At 38.3% G+C, this 14,749-nt stretch carries 13 protein-coding genes and 5 tRNA genes; 4 read left to right on the top strand and 14 right to left on the bottom strand.

Features of this window, described 5'->3' with window-relative positions; genetic code table 11:
• Nucleotides 1-46: 46 nt before the first annotated feature.
• The 8 genes from clpX to I6F65_RS00950 form a co-directional block, all read right to left on the bottom strand.
• On the bottom strand, nt 47-1,330 hold the full coding sequence (gene clpX, locus I6F65_RS00985) for an ATP-dependent protease ATP-binding subunit ClpX (RefSeq protein WP_024612308.1): 1,284 nt from the start codon (nt 1,328-1,330) through the stop codon (nt 47-49).
• 132 nt (nt 1,331-1,462) lie between these two features.
• Nucleotides 1,463-2,080 carry an ATP-dependent Clp endopeptidase proteolytic subunit ClpP gene (gene clpP / locus I6F65_RS00980; protein ID WP_024612307.1) on the bottom strand — a complete coding sequence of 206 codons (618 nt, stop codon included), beginning with the start codon at nt 2,078-2,080 and terminating at the stop codon, nt 1,463-1,465.
• A 164-nt stretch (nt 2,081-2,244) separates the two neighbouring features.
• Nucleotides 2,245-3,549: a trigger factor gene (gene tig / locus I6F65_RS00975; RefSeq protein WP_024612306.1), complete on the bottom strand. Its 1,305-nt coding sequence runs from the start codon at nt 3,547-3,549 to the stop codon at nt 2,245-2,247.
• A 384-nt stretch (nt 3,550-3,933) separates the two neighbouring features.
• Nucleotides 3,934-4,010: transfer RNA gene (locus I6F65_RS00970), tRNA-Pro, on the bottom strand.
• 53 nt (nt 4,011-4,063) lie between these two features.
• Nucleotides 4,064-4,140 (bottom strand) — tRNA-Pro (locus I6F65_RS00965).
• Nucleotides 4,141-4,158: 18 nt separating this feature from the next.
• Nucleotides 4,159-4,234, bottom strand: a tRNA-His gene (locus I6F65_RS00960).
• A 23-nt stretch (nt 4,235-4,257) separates the two neighbouring features.
• Nucleotides 4,258-4,334, bottom strand: a tRNA-Arg gene (locus tag I6F65_RS00955).
• Nucleotides 4,335-4,387: 53 nt separating this feature from the next.
• A tRNA-Pro gene (locus I6F65_RS00950) sits at nt 4,388-4,464 on the bottom strand.
• A gap of 354 nt (nt 4,465-4,818) precedes the next feature.
• Here I6F65_RS00950 and folD point away from each other — a divergent pair.
• Nucleotides 4,819-5,673: a bifunctional methylenetetrahydrofolate dehydrogenase/methenyltetrahydrofolate cyclohydrolase FolD gene (folD, locus tag I6F65_RS00945; protein WP_197111084.1), complete on the top strand. Its 855-nt coding sequence runs from the start codon at nt 4,819-4,821 to the stop codon at nt 5,671-5,673.
• 72 nt (nt 5,674-5,745) lie between these two features.
• On the opposite strand, the gene cysS is transcribed toward folD, so the two are convergent.
• Nucleotides 5,746-7,125 carry a cysteine--tRNA ligase gene (gene cysS / locus I6F65_RS00940; RefSeq protein ID WP_197111082.1) on the bottom strand — a complete coding sequence of 460 codons (1,380 nt, stop codon included), beginning with the start codon at nt 7,123-7,125 and terminating at the stop codon, nt 5,746-5,748.
• Between the two features lie 155 nt (nt 7,126-7,280).
• Here cysS and I6F65_RS00935 point away from each other — a divergent pair, with 155 nt between their 5' ends.
• Both I6F65_RS00935 and I6F65_RS00930 read left to right on the top strand, forming a co-directional pair.
• Complete coding sequence (locus tag I6F65_RS00935; RefSeq protein ID WP_024612303.1) at nt 7,281-7,772, top strand: peptidylprolyl isomerase; 492 nt, start codon at nt 7,281-7,283, stop codon at nt 7,770-7,772.
• A 76-nt stretch (nt 7,773-7,848) separates the two neighbouring features.
• Nucleotides 7,849-8,586, top strand: coding sequence for a UDP-2,3-diacylglucosamine diphosphatase (locus I6F65_RS00930; protein WP_197111080.1), 738 nt, complete (start codon nt 7,849-7,851; stop codon nt 8,584-8,586).
• Nucleotides 8,587-8,727: 141 nt separating this feature from the next.
• On the opposite strand, the gene miaE is transcribed toward I6F65_RS00930, so the two are convergent.
• Nucleotides 8,728-9,495, bottom strand: coding sequence for a tRNA isopentenyl-2-thiomethyl-A-37 hydroxylase MiaE (gene miaE, locus I6F65_RS00925; RefSeq protein ID WP_024612300.1), 768 nt, complete (start codon nt 9,493-9,495; stop codon nt 8,728-8,730).
• Nucleotides 9,496-9,700: 205 nt separating this feature from the next.
• Here miaE and I6F65_RS00920 point away from each other — a divergent pair, with 205 nt between their 5' ends.
• Nucleotides 9,701-10,300 carry a Yip1 family protein gene (locus I6F65_RS00920; protein WP_166109005.1) on the top strand — a complete coding sequence of 200 codons (600 nt, stop codon included), beginning with the start codon at nt 9,701-9,703 and terminating at the stop codon, nt 10,298-10,300.
• Nucleotides 10,301-10,579: 279 nt separating this feature from the next.
• On the opposite strand, the gene purF is transcribed toward I6F65_RS00920, so the two are convergent.
• The 4 genes from purF to folC all read right to left on the bottom strand — a co-directional run bounded on the left by purF (nt 10,580) and on the right by folC (nt 14,736).
• On the bottom strand, nt 10,580-12,106 hold the full coding sequence (gene purF, locus I6F65_RS00915) for an amidophosphoribosyltransferase (protein WP_166109004.1): 1,527 nt from the start codon (nt 12,104-12,106) through the stop codon (nt 10,580-10,582).
• An 18-nt stretch (nt 12,107-12,124) separates the two neighbouring features.
• Nucleotides 12,125-12,619, bottom strand: coding sequence for a CvpA family protein (locus I6F65_RS00910; RefSeq protein WP_007376853.1), 495 nt, complete (start codon nt 12,617-12,619; stop codon nt 12,125-12,127).
• Nucleotides 12,620-12,817: 198 nt separating this feature from the next.
• The gene (locus I6F65_RS00905; protein ID WP_166109003.1) at nt 12,818-13,459 is read right to left on the bottom strand and encodes an SPOR domain-containing protein; all 642 of its coding nucleotides are present in this window, start codon (nt 13,457-13,459) and stop codon (nt 12,818-12,820) included.
• Nucleotides 13,460-13,470: 11 nt separating this feature from the next.
• Nucleotides 13,471-14,736 (bottom strand): bifunctional tetrahydrofolate synthase/dihydrofolate synthase, encoded by a 1,266-nt coding sequence (gene folC / locus I6F65_RS00900; protein WP_197111078.1) that lies wholly within the window; start codon nt 14,734-14,736, stop codon nt 13,471-13,473.
• Nucleotides 14,737-14,749: the final 13 nt, after the last annotated feature.

The raw sequence follows: 14,749 nt of genomic DNA, 5'->3' as shown, positions 1-14,749 counted from the left end.
AAAAAAGGAGCCTAAGGCTCCTTTTTTCATTCAAATAGCTTAAAAACTACTCTGATGCTGCTTTTTCTTGTTTATTATTTTCATAAATCAAGATTGGGTCTGATTCACCTTTAATAACGGTTTCATCAATAACCACTTTGCTTACATCATCCATTGAAGGAAGCTCGTACATAGTATCAAGCAATACACCTTCAACGATTGAACGAAGACCACGTGCACCTGTTTTACGCTCCATTGCTTTGTGGGCAATGGCAGCTAAAGCATCTTCGCGGAACTCAAGTTCAACATCTTCCATACCAAACAAAACAGAAAACTGCTTAGTAATCGCGTTTTTAGGTTCGCTTAATATTTGTATCAATGCAGCTTCATCAAGTTCAGTTAATGTTGCAACCACTGGTAAACGACCAATAAACTCAGGAATTAAGCCGTATTTAACTAAATCTTCTGGCTCTACGTCTTTAAATGTATCACTTAAAGAACGGCTCGCCGCAGACTCTTTTACGCTAACGCCAAAACCAATACCGGTATTTTTATGGCTACGTTGCTCAATAACTTTATCTAAGCCCGAAAATGCACCACCACAAATAAACAAGATTTTAGACGTATCTACTTGTAAAAACTCTTGTTGTGGATGCTTACGACCACCTTGAGGTGGAACTGATGCAACAGTACCTTCAATCAGTTTAAGCAGTGCTTGCTGCACACCTTCACCTGATACATCACGCGTAATTGACGGGTTATCTGATTTGCGAGAAATTTTATCAATTTCATCAATGTAAACAATACCACGTTGGGCTTTTTCTACATCATAATCACATTTTTGTAAAAGTTTTTGAATGATGTTTTCAACATCTTCACCCACATAACCGGCTTCAGTCAATGTAGTTGCATCAGCCATTGTAAACGGTACGTCTAGTAGGCGTGCTAACGTTTCAGCAAGTAATGTTTTACCACTACCTGTTGGACCGATTAATAGTATATTACTTTTACTAAGTTCAATATCTTGCTTAGTCGATTGATTGCGCAGGCGTTTGTAATGGTTATATACCGCTACAGACAATACTTTTTTAGCATGGTCTTGACCAATAACGTAATCGTCTAAGTGTTTACGAATCTCTTTAGGTACAGGTAGTTTATCAGACGTATCATGCTTAGGAGCAATGTCTTTTATTTCTTCCCTGATTATATCGTTACACAGCTCTACACATTCATCACAAACGTATACTGAAGGGCCCGCAATTAATTTACGCACTTCATGCTGGCTTTTTCCACAAAAAGAACAGTATAACAATTTACTACTTTTGTCGCCGTCTGTAGGAGTGTCAGACATTCAGCTACCTCATTTTATACGTTGGCTGCCAAACTAATTGGCAGCTATTTCAATACGTTTTAACTATACCAAAATTTAATTTTTTCGCATAGTAACTCAAAGTGGTAAACAGATTACCTATTTACCAAACGCTTACTTTTTATCGCGATTTGTAAATACTGAATCTACAATGCCGTAATCTACAGCTTGCGTGGCACTCATAAAGTTATCACGGTCAGTATCTTTTGAAATCACATCTAAAGGTTGACCTGTATGATCAGCCATTAAGCGATTTAGTTTGTCTTTAATAGACAGTATTTCTCTAGCGTGTATTTCAAAGTCAGACGCTTGACCTTGGAAGCCACCTAATGGTTGGTGAATCATCACGCGAGAATTAGGTAAACAAAAACGCTTACCTTTTGCACCAGCGGTAAGTAAAAAAGCACCCATGCTAGCAGCTTGACCTACACAAATTGTACTTACATCTGGTTTGATGAAGTTCATTGTGTCGTAAATAGCCATGCCTGCAGTCACTGAGCCGCCTGGTGAATTGATATATAAAAAGATATCTTTATCAGGGTTTTCTGATTCTAAAAATAGCATTTGCGCTAAAATCAGATTTGCCATGTTGTCTTCAACTTGACCTGTTAAAAAGATAATACGCTCTTTTAATAATCTCGAATAAATATCATACGAGCGTTCGCCTTTAGGTGTTTGTTCTACAACCATAGGGACCAATGCGTTTAGGGGATCTGTAATACCAGTATTCATACTTATTTAATTCCTTATGCGCTTATACTTATCCTTATTATAAGGAAGCATAGTTATCGTTTTTCGCAAATTTAGAGCCAAAAACTAAAATGGCCCGGGCACGCTGTATAAACAGAGTAGCACGAGCCATTTAATCGTTAGCGAGAGCTTAAGTCAATGACTTATTAAGCACCTTGCTTTGGATTCATGATGTCATCAAATGCTTTTTCAACATCAGTAACAACTGCTTTAGCTAAAATAGCTTCAACAGCTTGCTCTTCCATCGCTACATTACGCATTTGTTGCATAAGTTGATCACTTGTTCTGTAGTATTCTACTACTTCAGCTGGATCTTCATATGCAGAAGCTACGTTTGCAATTAATGCATCAACTTTAGCGTCATCAATTTTAATCTCGTTAGCTTTAATCACTTCACCTAATAAAAGGCCAGTTTTTACGCGAGTTACAGCTTGTTCATGGAACAATTCAGCTGGAAGCTCAGGCATGTTTTGAGCGTCGCCGCCAAAACGTTGAGCAGCCTGTTGACGTAATGCATCAACTTCTTGATCAACAAGTGATTTAGGAACTTCGATTTCGTTGTTCGCTAAAAGACCTTTGATTGCTTGGTCTTTAACGTTAGCTTTAACCGCTTGGTCTAGCTCACGAGTCATGTTCTTTTTAATTTCAACTTTAAGCGCTTCAACACCGCCTTCGTTAACACCGAATTTAGTTGCAAATTCTTCGCTTAATTCAGGTAACTCTTGTGCTTCAACTTTTTTCACTGTGATAGTGAATTGAGCAGATTTACCTTTTAAGTTTTCAGCATGGTAATCATCAGGGAACGTTACATCAGCAACTACTTCTTCGCCTGCTTTTTTACCAACGATATTATCTTCAAAACCTGGGATCATACGACCTTGGCCAAGTTCTAATGGGAAGTCTTCAGCTTTGCCGCCTTCAAATACTTCACCGTCGATAGTACCTACGAAATCAACCGTAACACGGTCATTTTCGCCAGCTGCAGTGTCAACATCAGCCCAAGCTGCATGTTGCTTACGAAGTGTTTCTAGCATGTTAGCTAAATCTTCGTCAGTTACTGTAACTGCTGGTTTTTCAACTGTAATTTTATCTAAACCTTGAACTTCAACTTCAGGGTATACTTCAAATGTAGCCGAAAACTCTAAATCTTTACCAGCTTCAAGTGCTTTAGGAGCAAATGTTGGTGCGCCTGCTGGGTTAATTTTTTCTGAAACAACAGCTTCGTAAAAATTACGTTGCATTACTTCGCCAGCAACTTCTTGACGAACTGCAGGTCCAAAACGCTTGTTGATTACTGAAACTGGAACTTTACCAGCACGGAAACCATCTATACGCTGCGTTTTTGACAGTTGTTGTAAGCGTTTTTTTACTTCGGTCTCAACGTTCTCTGCAGGAACGGTGATGGTCAGACGGCGCTCAAGGCCTTGAGTCGTCTCAACAGAAACTTGCATGATTTACCTCAATATTCAATTTTGGCGACTGTTCGCCTTCCTTACAAACAAAGTAATCTCCATGATTATTGATGAGTTACAAGCAATTTTTCTCGCTTAAAAACATCCGTCGTTACCATGAGATACCATTGCTGCTCTGCCCTTCGGGCACTATGTTAAACAATAGACGCGGCATTATAACCTAATATCTATGATAGTCGAGTGTAGGGGGCAATTATTTGGGCTAGATCAGGTGAGATACCGACCAACTGAATAAAAAACGAACTAAAAAGGGGTTAATGCAAAATATTTATTTGATGAAGAAGATATTTATAGTGTAAAAGATAGAATTTATAAAATGAGATATGAGATTTTAAATCACTTAATCTTATTAGGATAAGAAAGTGGTCGGCGATGCAGGATTTGAACCTGCGACCCCTTGGACCCAAACCAAGTGCGCTACCAAACTGCGCTAATCGCCGACATATATATTTTGAATACTTAAATTTTGAACTTAAGACCACTTATAAGAAAGTGGTCGGCGATGCAGGATTTGAACCTGCGACCCCTTGGACCCAAACCAAGTGCGCTACCAAACTGCGCTAATCGCCGATATTCGTTTTCTGTAAATGGGGTGACTGATGGGGCTCGAACCCACGACAACCGGAATCACAATCCGGGGCTCTACCAACTGAGCTACAATCACCGCTATATTTACAAGTTTTCAAATGGTGCACCCAGAAGGATTCGAACCTTCGACCCACGCCTTAGAAGGGCGTTGCTCTATCCAGCTGAGCTATGGGCACATCGAAAACTTCATAGCTAACCAGTAAGCCATTGTTATAATAAATTATAAAAATGGTCGGCGATGCAGGATTTGAACCTGCGACCCCTTGGACCCAAACCAAGTGCGCTACCAAACTGCGCTAATCGCCGATGCTTACTATTGTTAACGAGAGACCTCGTTGACAACGGGGTGCATAATAGTGATTTGACGGGGTTAGGTCAAACGTTTTTTTAAGAAAACCAATCAACTGGTCACTTTTAGTTCATAATGGTTAAATATTGCAAAACTAGAGCGGTATTTAAGCAGCTTTCTATAATCAAACGCTTTATAACTTAAAAGCAACTTGGCGCTTTAGTCCTTTTCTGCGAAAATAGTAAATACATTATAAAAACGAGTTAAATAAAGAATACATTTTTCTTTATTCGCATTATTACCCCTATTTTATTATGCATTCGTTTTTAAAGTATCGATATCAAGTTAATTAACCCCAATTAAGGTCACCCATGACGGCAAACATCATTGATGGTAAAGCAATCGCAAAACAAGTACGTAGTGCTGTAGCAGAACGTGTAAGCGAACGTGTTGCAAACGGTTTACGCGTACCAGGTCTTGCAGTAGTACTTGTAGGACTTGATCCGGCAAGCCAAGTTTATGTTGGTTCAAAACGTAAAGCCTGTGAAGAAGTTGGTTTTATATCTAAATCATTTGATTTACCAATAGACACAAAAGAGCAAACGCTTTTAGATTTAATTGACGAGCTGAATAATGATGCACAAGTAGATGGTATTTTGGTACAACTACCATTACCAGAAGGGCTAGATGCAGAAAAGATTTTGGAGCGCATCACACCACATAAAGATGTAGATGGCTTTCACCCTTATAATATAGGTCGTTTAGCGCAACGTATGCCGGCACTTCGCCCTTGTACGCCTAAAGGTATTATAACGCTACTTGATTCAACTGGTGTGCGTTACAAAGGTATGCATGCTGTTGTTGTTGGTGCATCAAATATTGTTGGTCGCCCAATGTCGCTTGAGCTTTTACTTGCTGGTTGTACTACGACAGTTTGCCATAAATTTACACAAGATTTAGAAACGCATGTGCGTCGTGCTGATTTATTAGTTGTAGCGGTAGGTAAACCTGAATTTATACCAGGGGATTGGATAAAAGAAGGCGCTATAGTCATTGATGTAGGCATTAACCGTTTAGATACGGGTAAATTAGTAGGTGATGTTCAATACAGTGTCGCTGAACAAAAAGCGCATTTTATTACACCTGTACCAGGTGGCGTTGGCCCTATGACGGTAGCAAGCTTAATTGAAAACACATTAGAAGCGTGTGAGAAATATCACAGCTAAGCTGTTAAAAAATCAAAAAAGGGTTGCCATTTGGCAACCCTTTTTTAGTTGAACGTGAATTACTTTAAACGCTTACGCTTTACGCCACGTTGTTTTACCCGCTGAATCTTCAAGTATTACACCTAACGCATTAAGCGCATCGCGAGCTTCATCAGCAGCAGCCCAGTTTTTACTCGCACGTGCTTCATTACGTTTTACAATTAATGCTTCTATTGTCGCAACTTCGTCGTCATCTTGCCCACCTTGTAAAAAGGCTTCCGGTGATTGCTGAGCAACACCTAAAACGTTACCAATACTGCGTAATATAAACGCAAGTTGCCCAGCTTGAACAACATCACTTTCTTTTACGCGATTTAGCTCTTTAGCGAGCTCGAACAATACTGGTAATGCTTCTGGAGTATTAAAGTCGTCATCCATCGCTTTTCTAAATTTAACGACATACTCACTCCCCTCAAGATTACACTCTACAGGCTCAACATCTCGAAGCGCTGTATAAATGCGTTCAAGTGATGAACGCGCTTGGTCTAAATTTTCTTGCGAGTAATTTAGTTGGCTGCGGTAATGACCAGAAATTAAAAAGTAACGAACAGATTCGGCATCGTATGCTTTTAAAACTTCACGCACTGTAAAAAAGTTATTTAACGACTTAGACATTTTTTCTTTATTTACTTGCACCATGCCAGTATGTATCCATGTATTTACATACTTGCCGTTATTTGCACAGCACGATTGCGCAATTTCGTTTTCATGATGTGGAAACTGTAAGTCAGAACCGCCACCATGAATATCAAAATGCTCACCTAGATGCTTTGAGCTCATTGCCGAACATTCAATATGCCAACCCGGACGCCCTTCACCCCACGGTGATGACCATGATGGCTCACCTGCTTTAGCTTTTTTCCATAAAACAAAATCAAGTGGGTCGTCTTTATCTTGAGCCACTTCTACGCGAGAGCCCGATTGCAACATAGTTAAATCTTGCTGGGAAAGCGCACCGTATTGCTCAAACGTTGATACATCAAATAATACATCGCCATCAGCTGCAACATAAGCATGGCCCTTTTCAATCAGGCGCTTAACCATAACGATAATTTCATCCATATGGCTTGTAACTGTTGGTTCAATATCTGGGCGTAGCATGTTTAGACTATCAAAGTCTTCGTGCATCGCTTTAGTCATACGCACAGTTAAATCGTTTATTGACTCGCCATTTTCATTTGCGCGTTTAATAATTTTATCGTCAATATCAGTAATATTACGCACATATTTTAAATCGTAACCAATATGGCGTAAGTAGCGCACAATAACGTCAAATCCAACAAAGGTACGTGCGTGTCCAATATGGCAGTAATCATAAATGGTGATACCACACACATACATGTCGATTTTTCCTTCGACCATAGGTTTAAATTGCTCTTTTTTTCGCGTGAGTGTGTTGTATATATTTACCATTTATTTTGAGTCCTTAACTATTAACTTGAATAACTATGTTACCACTTGAAAAGCCCCTGCTCTAGCGCTTTATAACAAACCAAACATCTACTTTGTTAATCTTAGCTAACTACGATAAAATAGCGCCAATATTTAAACCAGATACAGGAAACCTCATGGTTGTTCTACACACAAACTTTGGTGATATCACCATTAAAATGCACGAAGCCGAAGCACCAAATACAGTTAAAAACTTTTTAGAGTATGCAAACTCTGGTTTTTTCAGCGGTACTATATTCCATCGTGTAATTGATGGCTTTATGGTTCAAGGCGGTGGTTTTGTTCCGGGTATGGAACAAAAAGACGTAAATGATCCAATTCAGAATGAAGCTAACAATGGTCTATCTAATAAAATAGGCACTTTAGCAATGGCACGTACGCCTGATCCTCATTCAGCTACAGCGCAATTTTTCATTAACGTTAACAACAACGATTTTTTAAACCACAGCAGCGAAACGTCGCAAGGCTGGGGTTACTGTGTTTTTGCTGAAGTAGTTGAAGGCATGGACATTGTAAATAAAATTAAAGATGTAGCAACGGGTAGTACTGGTTTTCACCAAGACGTACCACTTGAAGATGTAATCATCGAAAGCGTTACTGTTAGCTAATAGTATTTGCTTACACTTTTGTGAGCACATAAGCGGGCATTAGCCCGCTTTTATTTAATAAAAAATAGACTAATCTATGACCCGCAAAACTTACTTTATCGCCGATTTACACCTAAGTGAAAACCGCCCTGATATCAGCGCGGTATTTTTTGATTTTTTAAATACGCACGTACTTGAGCAAGATGTTGATGCGTTATACATTTTGGGTGATTTTTTTGAGGTATGGGTAGGTGATGATTATGTCACTGCACTTAGTACTGACGTAGCCAAACATTTAAAATCGGTAAAAGATGGGGGTACTCCTGTTTATTTTATTCATGGTAATCGTGATTTTATAATGCGTAAGCAATATGCAAAAATGGCTGGCATGGAATTACTAGATGAACAAACCGTTATTGATTTATATGGCACACCTACCGTTATTTTACATGGCGATGAAATGTGTACACAAGATATTGAATATCAAAAGTTTCGTAAAAAAAGCCGTGGTTGGTGGTGGCCAAAGTTAATGCTCGCAATGCCACTTTGGTATCGTAAAAAAGTTGCTCGTAATGCACGAGAGAAAAGTAAGCTTAGCCAAGCTGATAAGCCAATGGCAATTTTAGATGTTGTTGATGATGCTGTGCTTGCTACTTTTGCAAAACATAACGTTACCAATATGATTCATGGTCATACACATCGACCTAACGTGCATACTTACACTGTAAATGCACAAACGCTTACCCGCACTGTGCTCGGTGACTGGTACACACAAGGCTCGTACTTAGTTGTCACTCCAAAATCACAACGGTTAATTAGCACTCCTTTTGTATAAACTAAGGCATTGGGTTTTATTTAGTTTAAGCGCGAGCTAAAAAACGACTTTATTAGCTTGCACTTACGCGCCTCAAAACCTATCTCTTTAAGTGCATCAAATACTAAAAGCCTTTTATCTCTAAAATAGTTTAAAAACGATTTAATTTGATAGTGCAGGTACGCCACTGTGAAACTTAAAGTCGGTATCTGGAGTTGAAATAAGCTCTCGTTCTTTTTCACCAAAAAAGTTTACTCGCTCAGTAATATCAAACCCTGCAATCTCTTGAGCCAAAGTTAAATAGTCTTGGTAATGACGCGCCTCTGAGCGTAGCAACGAAATATAAAAATCACCCAAACGCTTATCAACATGTGGTGCAAGTTTGGCAAAACGCTCACACGAGCGCGCCTCGATATAGGCACCCACAATCAATTTATCAACTAATGCATCAGGCTCAAATGTTTTAACATGACGTAGCATACCTTTTGCGTAACGACATGGAGTAATACTTTGATACTCAACACCATATTCATCCATAATTTCGAGCACTTGATAAAAGTGATGTAACTCTTCTTTTATCAGTAATACCATTTTATCAATTAAACCTTGCCCATATGGCGAATTAGATTTAGGAATTATTGACTTAGTTAACTTATTTTTAGCTGCTAAATCGCGCCAATTTCCTTCGCGCTTGTAAATAAGTGTTTCGAATGGTTTTAGCCATTCAAGTAATGCGTCACTGCCTTCTTTATCTACTGCGTACTTACGTATTAAAAACATTGCACTTTGAGCCGCTTTTAATTCACAAATTAAATGATCAATTAAGATTATTGATAAGTTTTCTTTTTTAATTGCTTGCTCTACCCATTGCTCTGGCGTAGTACACAATAAAAAGTTATTAATAGGCTCTAAAAGCTTGCTGTGTGGCACGTTGGCTGCTCGTTACTTAGTAAATTTGATAGGTTGTTATTTTAACACGAAAAATTGCTCGAGATAAAATAAAGGCATATGCATTACTTAATTGTTAATAATGAGTTAACTTGACTTTGTAAAATAAGTGAACCATAACTGTACATGAACTGTATAAAAATAAACCAATAAAACAGCAATACGTTCCTTTTACGGAGTACACGCTATGTTACTAAATCACTTATGGGGCATTTATGCTCACCCGCTAGAAGAATGGCAAACAATAGATAATCAACATGAGAGCTTAACTTACAGTTTATCTCATATTTTACTCATTGCTTTATTTCCCTCAATTATGGGCTATTACTCGTCTGTATATTTAGGCTGGAGTATAGGCACTGGAGATCCCGTATTTTTAACGCACAATAGCGCATTACTTATTGCTGGCGCTATGTATGTTGCTTTAATTGGTGGTGTATTTGCCCTTGCCTATTTAGCTCACTGGATGGCAATAACATTTGGCTCAAAACCAACATTTACACAAACACTTGAACTTGCAGCATATACCGCAACACCTGTATTTATGTCTGCACTAGCTGCTTTTTGGCCTGTACTATGGTTTGTAGTATGTATTGGTATTATTGCATTAGCCTACTCGGTTTACTTGTTGTATACCGGCGTGCCAATACTTATGCACATACCTCAAGAACGTGGCTTCATTTATGCCAGCTCGGTTGTAACGTGTGGATTAATTTTGCTTGTTATTATTTTAGCTGTAACTGCAATGCTTTGGACAAGTGGAATTGTAAGTCCCATGTTCACTTAATTGTTTAAGCTTATTTAACTTAAATTCTAGCTAAGAGATTTAATAAGATACTAAACCATAATAGTATTTTAATTTAGAAAGAAATTTTTATCGGTAACAAAGCTAATTTGTGTATTAATAGCTGGTTTAGATAGGTTTACTACCCAGTAATTCAGATGGCTTAATATGCTAGTTTAATATGTTTGTTTAATAGAGATATTCCCTTCCCTTTATTTTCTTCGCAAAAAAGGAGCTAATTAGCTCCTTTTTTTATGTTTAACGATTTTTATAGATTAAGTATTAATCAGCTTCGTTTTCATCTTGGTTATGTATTTCTAAACCTGAAGACATTGCACTTTCGCGTGTACTTTTAGCCGAATCATTACGTAACTTATCAATACGATTTAAATAGTTTTGATCAATATCGCCAGTGATATATTGCCCGTCAAATACTGAGGTTTCAAATTTAGTAATTTCAGGATTTTCTTGGCTAACTGCTGCAATTAAATCTTTTAACGATTGAAAAATTAAGCCATCAGAACCAATACTTGCGTTAATATCTTCAACTTCACGACCATGAGCAATTAGCTCTGCAGCTGAAGGCATATCAATACCATACACATTAGGGAAACGTATTTCAGGAGCTGCCGATGCAAAGTAAACGTTTTTAGCACCAGACTCTCGAGCCATTTCTACAATTTGTGCTGATGTAGTACCACGAACAATTGAGTCATCAACAAGCAATACGTTTTTACCCTTAAACTCACGATCAATCGCATTAAGTTTTTGGCGTACAGACTTTTTACGCATTTCCTGACCAGGCATGATAAATGTACGACCGATATAACGGTTTTTAACAAAGCCTTGACGGTAAGGTAAATCAAGCACACGTGCAATTTCTAATGCTACGTCGCATGATGTTTCTGGGATTGGAATAACTACATCAATGTCTTTATCAGCCCATTCACGTGCTATTTTCTCACCTAATTTAGTACCCATATTTACGCGTGTTGCATACACCGACATACGGTCGATTGTAGAATCAGGACGAGCGAAATATACAAATTCAAATATACACGGTGAGTAAGATGCTTTTTCTGCACAGCTTAATGAATGAAATTCACCAGCTTCAGTTACATAAATAGCTTCACCTGGCGCTACGTCGCGAATAAATTCAAAACCATCAGGTTTTAACGCAACACTTTCTGAGGCAAACATATACTCAGTGCCAACTTCAGTCTCACGCTTACCAAATACAAGCGGACGAATACCATTAGGGTCACGAAAAGCAACAATACCATGACCAATGATCATCGCTATAGTGGCATAACCACCATTTACTTTATTATTAACTTCGGTTACCGCTGTAAAAATATCTTCAGGGTCTAAATGCAATTTATCTGACTTACTTAATTCGTGAGCAAGTACATTAAGTAAAATCTCTGAATCAGATGTTGTATTCACATGGCGACGAGCTTCTGAGAATAATTGCTCTTTTAGTGCTTCCGCATTAGTAAGATTGCCGTTATGGGCAAGTGCAATACCAAATGGAGAGTTAACATAAAAAGGCTGTGCTTCAGATGAGCTTGAAGATCCTGCTGTAGGGTAACGTACATGACCAAGACCAATTGTGCCTTGTAGTCGTTTCATATGACGGGTGTGAAAGGCATCTTTCACAAGGCCATTTGCTTTGCGTAAGCTAAACGTATTATTCTCAATGGTAATGATACCCGCGGCATCTTGACCACGGTGCTGCAAAACAGTTAAGCCATCATAAATCGCCTGATTCACAGGAGATGTTCCGACTATTCCAACGATACCACACATGTAATTTATCCTCGCCGATTAACGGTTTACTGAATTTAAAAAGCTCGAGTTGTTTTCAAGGTACGAAAAGAACCACTCAACAACAAAGCCAAATTCTGGAATCAAAATAGAATTGCCCCACCAGTGCGTGTTGGGTGCACCAGTAAAAGCATCAAGAAAGAAGAGTAACGCGCTCACGACCAACACGCCTCGTAGAGCACCAAACACTATGCCAAAAACACGGTCGGTGCCCGATAACCCTGTACGATGTACAAGCTCACCTAAAATGTAGTTTAGTAAACCGCCTAACAGTAGCGTCGCAAAGAATAATATGGCTATGGCCGCCGCATTTCTTAAAAGGGGTTCAGAAATGGTTGTTAGAAAGGAAGCTAAATATTGGTAAAACAAACTAGAGATGATGAAGGCGCCAGCCCATACAGCAAGTGACATCGCTTCTTTAACAAAGCCGCGTATTAAACCGATGATGGTAGACAGTGCAATGATGCCAATAATGGCGTAATCAACCCAGATCATAAGAACCAATTAGTCGCTAATTTGGGGCGCATTCTATACCCAAACATCGTTAATATGCAAGTTTAAACGGGAGATAACTGACGGTAAATGAATACAAAAATTTAACATCAATATTCAAAAATGTTAAACCATAAATAGTTATATAAATACACTATATTGAAATTAAATAGCCTTGCTAAACAAGGCTATTTAAAATGATTATTTTGTTACTTCGTAACGAGTAACTTTACCATTTAACTTTGTAAGTACTTTAAGTTCAGGCAACTGTTTTTGTAACTCATTTTTATCAAGCGATGGTCCAACAAATACTTTAGTTAATGTACCGTTTGGCGTTTTAACCGGTTTAGTAAACGTTTTAAAGCCTTTCGCTTTGAGTTTAGCTTGTAATGCTTTTACATTCGCAACGTGAGAAAAACTACCTAATTGAACCACATAAGCCATGCTTGTTAAGTTTTCATCACTTGTACGAGGAGCAATTGGTTTTTCTTTTACAGGAGCAACCGGTTTCGCTGTTACTTTAGGTTTAGGATCAATTGTTACTTCAACAACTTTAGCCTCTGAAGCATAATCGCTTTCAGACATTGAGCTTTGCTCTTCAAAAGCTTCATCGTCAGCTTGAATATCTTCAATTTCATCTTGCTTTAATGGCTCGGCATCAGCCATATTTTCATCAATAGGTTCTTGAAGGTCGATTGTTTTGAACTCAGGGCTATCAGGAATAGCTTTAAAGCCTTCTTTATAATGCACTTTTTCGCCATCGAGTATATTAGGAATAAACACAATAGCTGCGATTACCACAATACTTGTACCGACTAAGCGATTAATAAAACTTGAGTTCACCGACATTCTCTCTATTTTTTAAAGTAATTAATAGCGCCAGCAACTGTAAAAAATGAACCAAAAACAATTAAAACCGTATCGTTTTTTTGCTTTGGTAAAATTACACTCAGTGCTTCTGCTACGCTATTATAACCATGCATTATATTATGATCAGATATGCTCTGCAGAGCACTTTCTAAGTTGCTTGCAGTATCGCCACGCGGACCATTTAAGCTCGCTAATGACCACTCATCAACCAAGTGGCTAACCTCTTTAAGCACACCCGCTTTATCTTTATCAGCAAGCATAGCGGCTAATGCATGAATTTTAAAGCCTTTATCTTTAAAGCTTAACAACTTATTGGCTAAATAACGTGCTGACTCGGGATTATGCGCCACATCGGTAAATACTAATGGTTCACTGCTTAATTGCTGAAAACGCCCTTCTACCACTAAATCAGCTAAACAACTTTTTACTATCTGCTCACTAGGTAATAAATCTAAAACACACAAAACGGTTAAAGCAGTTGCCGCATTTTGACAAGGTATGGCTGGTTTTGCCAACTCAAAATTGTGCTCTTTATACTGCCAGTTAAAGCTTTCTGTATTTTCTTTAAAAATAAAATCGCTACCCGATAGAACCATATTAGCGTTTATTTTTTTACCGTAATCGGTCATGGTATGCGGAATATTTAAATCGCCAATAATGGCTGGTGTATTCTCGCGAAAAATCCCCGCTTTATCATAAGCAACTAATTCACGTGTATCACCAAGATACTCTTTATGATCTAAATCGATAGTTGTAATTACACTGGCAAAAGGGGTTACAATATTTGTAGCGTCAAAGCGGCCACCTAAGCCAACTTCTAAGAGTACGTAGTCAACGTTACAACGTTTAAAAATTGCCAGCGCACCCAAAGTACCGTATTCAAAATAAGTCAGTGGTGTATCTTTACGACCTTGTTCTAGTAAATTAAAAGCATCAACATGAAATTGATCAGCGAGCTCTTCGCCATTAACACGCACGCGTTCGTTATAACGAATTAAATGAGGGGAAGCATAAGTACCTACACTAAAACCTTGTGCTAATAATAGCGATTCTAGGCAACGCGCTGTAGTGCCTTTGCCGTTAGTTCCGGCAATGAGGATTATTTTACTTGAGGTATTTAAAAGACCAATGTTATTGGCAACATTATTAACGCGCTCTAATCCCATTTCAATATTAGCAGGGTGAACACTTTCTAAATAACAAAGCCAATCATCAAGGCTTGATGATTGGCTAGGAATTGTTTTTGTCATAGCATGAAATCAG

Origin of the sequence: Pseudoalteromonas sp. SWXJZ94C, from assembly GCF_015864385.1 — a bacterium.
Classification (GTDB): domain Bacteria; phylum Pseudomonadota; class Gammaproteobacteria; order Enterobacterales; family Alteromonadaceae; genus Pseudoalteromonas.
The sequence above is the reverse complement of the archived record's forward strand: the minus strand, read 5'-3'. Positions and strand labels throughout refer to the sequence as shown.

Coding starts and splice junctions, on each gene's coding strand:
- clpX (WP_024612308.1), bottom strand. CDS start 1,330: ATGTCTGACACTCCTACAGACGGCGACAAAAGTAGTAAATTGTTATAC.
- clpP (WP_024612307.1), bottom strand. CDS start 2,080: ATGAATACTGGTATTACAGATCCCCTAAACGCATTGGTCCCTATGGTT.
- tig (WP_024612306.1), bottom strand. CDS start 3,549: ATGCAAGTTTCTGTTGAGACGACTCAAGGCCTTGAGCGCCGTCTGACC.
- folD (WP_197111084.1), top strand. CDS start 4,819: ATGACGGCAAACATCATTGATGGTAAAGCAATCGCAAAACAAGTACGT.
- cysS (WP_197111082.1), bottom strand. CDS start 7,125: ATGGTAAATATATACAACACACTCACGCGAAAAAAAGAGCAATTTAAA.
- I6F65_RS00935 (WP_024612303.1), top strand. CDS start 7,281: ATGGTTGTTCTACACACAAACTTTGGTGATATCACCATTAAAATGCAC.
- I6F65_RS00930 (WP_197111080.1), top strand. CDS start 7,849: ATGACCCGCAAAACTTACTTTATCGCCGATTTACACCTAAGTGAAAAC.
- I6F65_RS00920 (WP_166109005.1), top strand. CDS start 9,701: ATGTTACTAAATCACTTATGGGGCATTTATGCTCACCCGCTAGAAGAA.
- purF (WP_166109004.1), bottom strand. CDS start 12,106: ATGTGTGGTATCGTTGGAATAGTCGGAACATCTCCTGTGAATCAGGCG.
- I6F65_RS00910 (WP_007376853.1), bottom strand. CDS start 12,619: ATGATCTGGGTTGATTACGCCATTATTGGCATCATTGCACTGTCTACC.
- folC (WP_197111078.1), bottom strand. CDS start 14,736: ATGACAAAAACAATTCCTAGCCAATCATCAAGCCTTGATGATTGGCTT.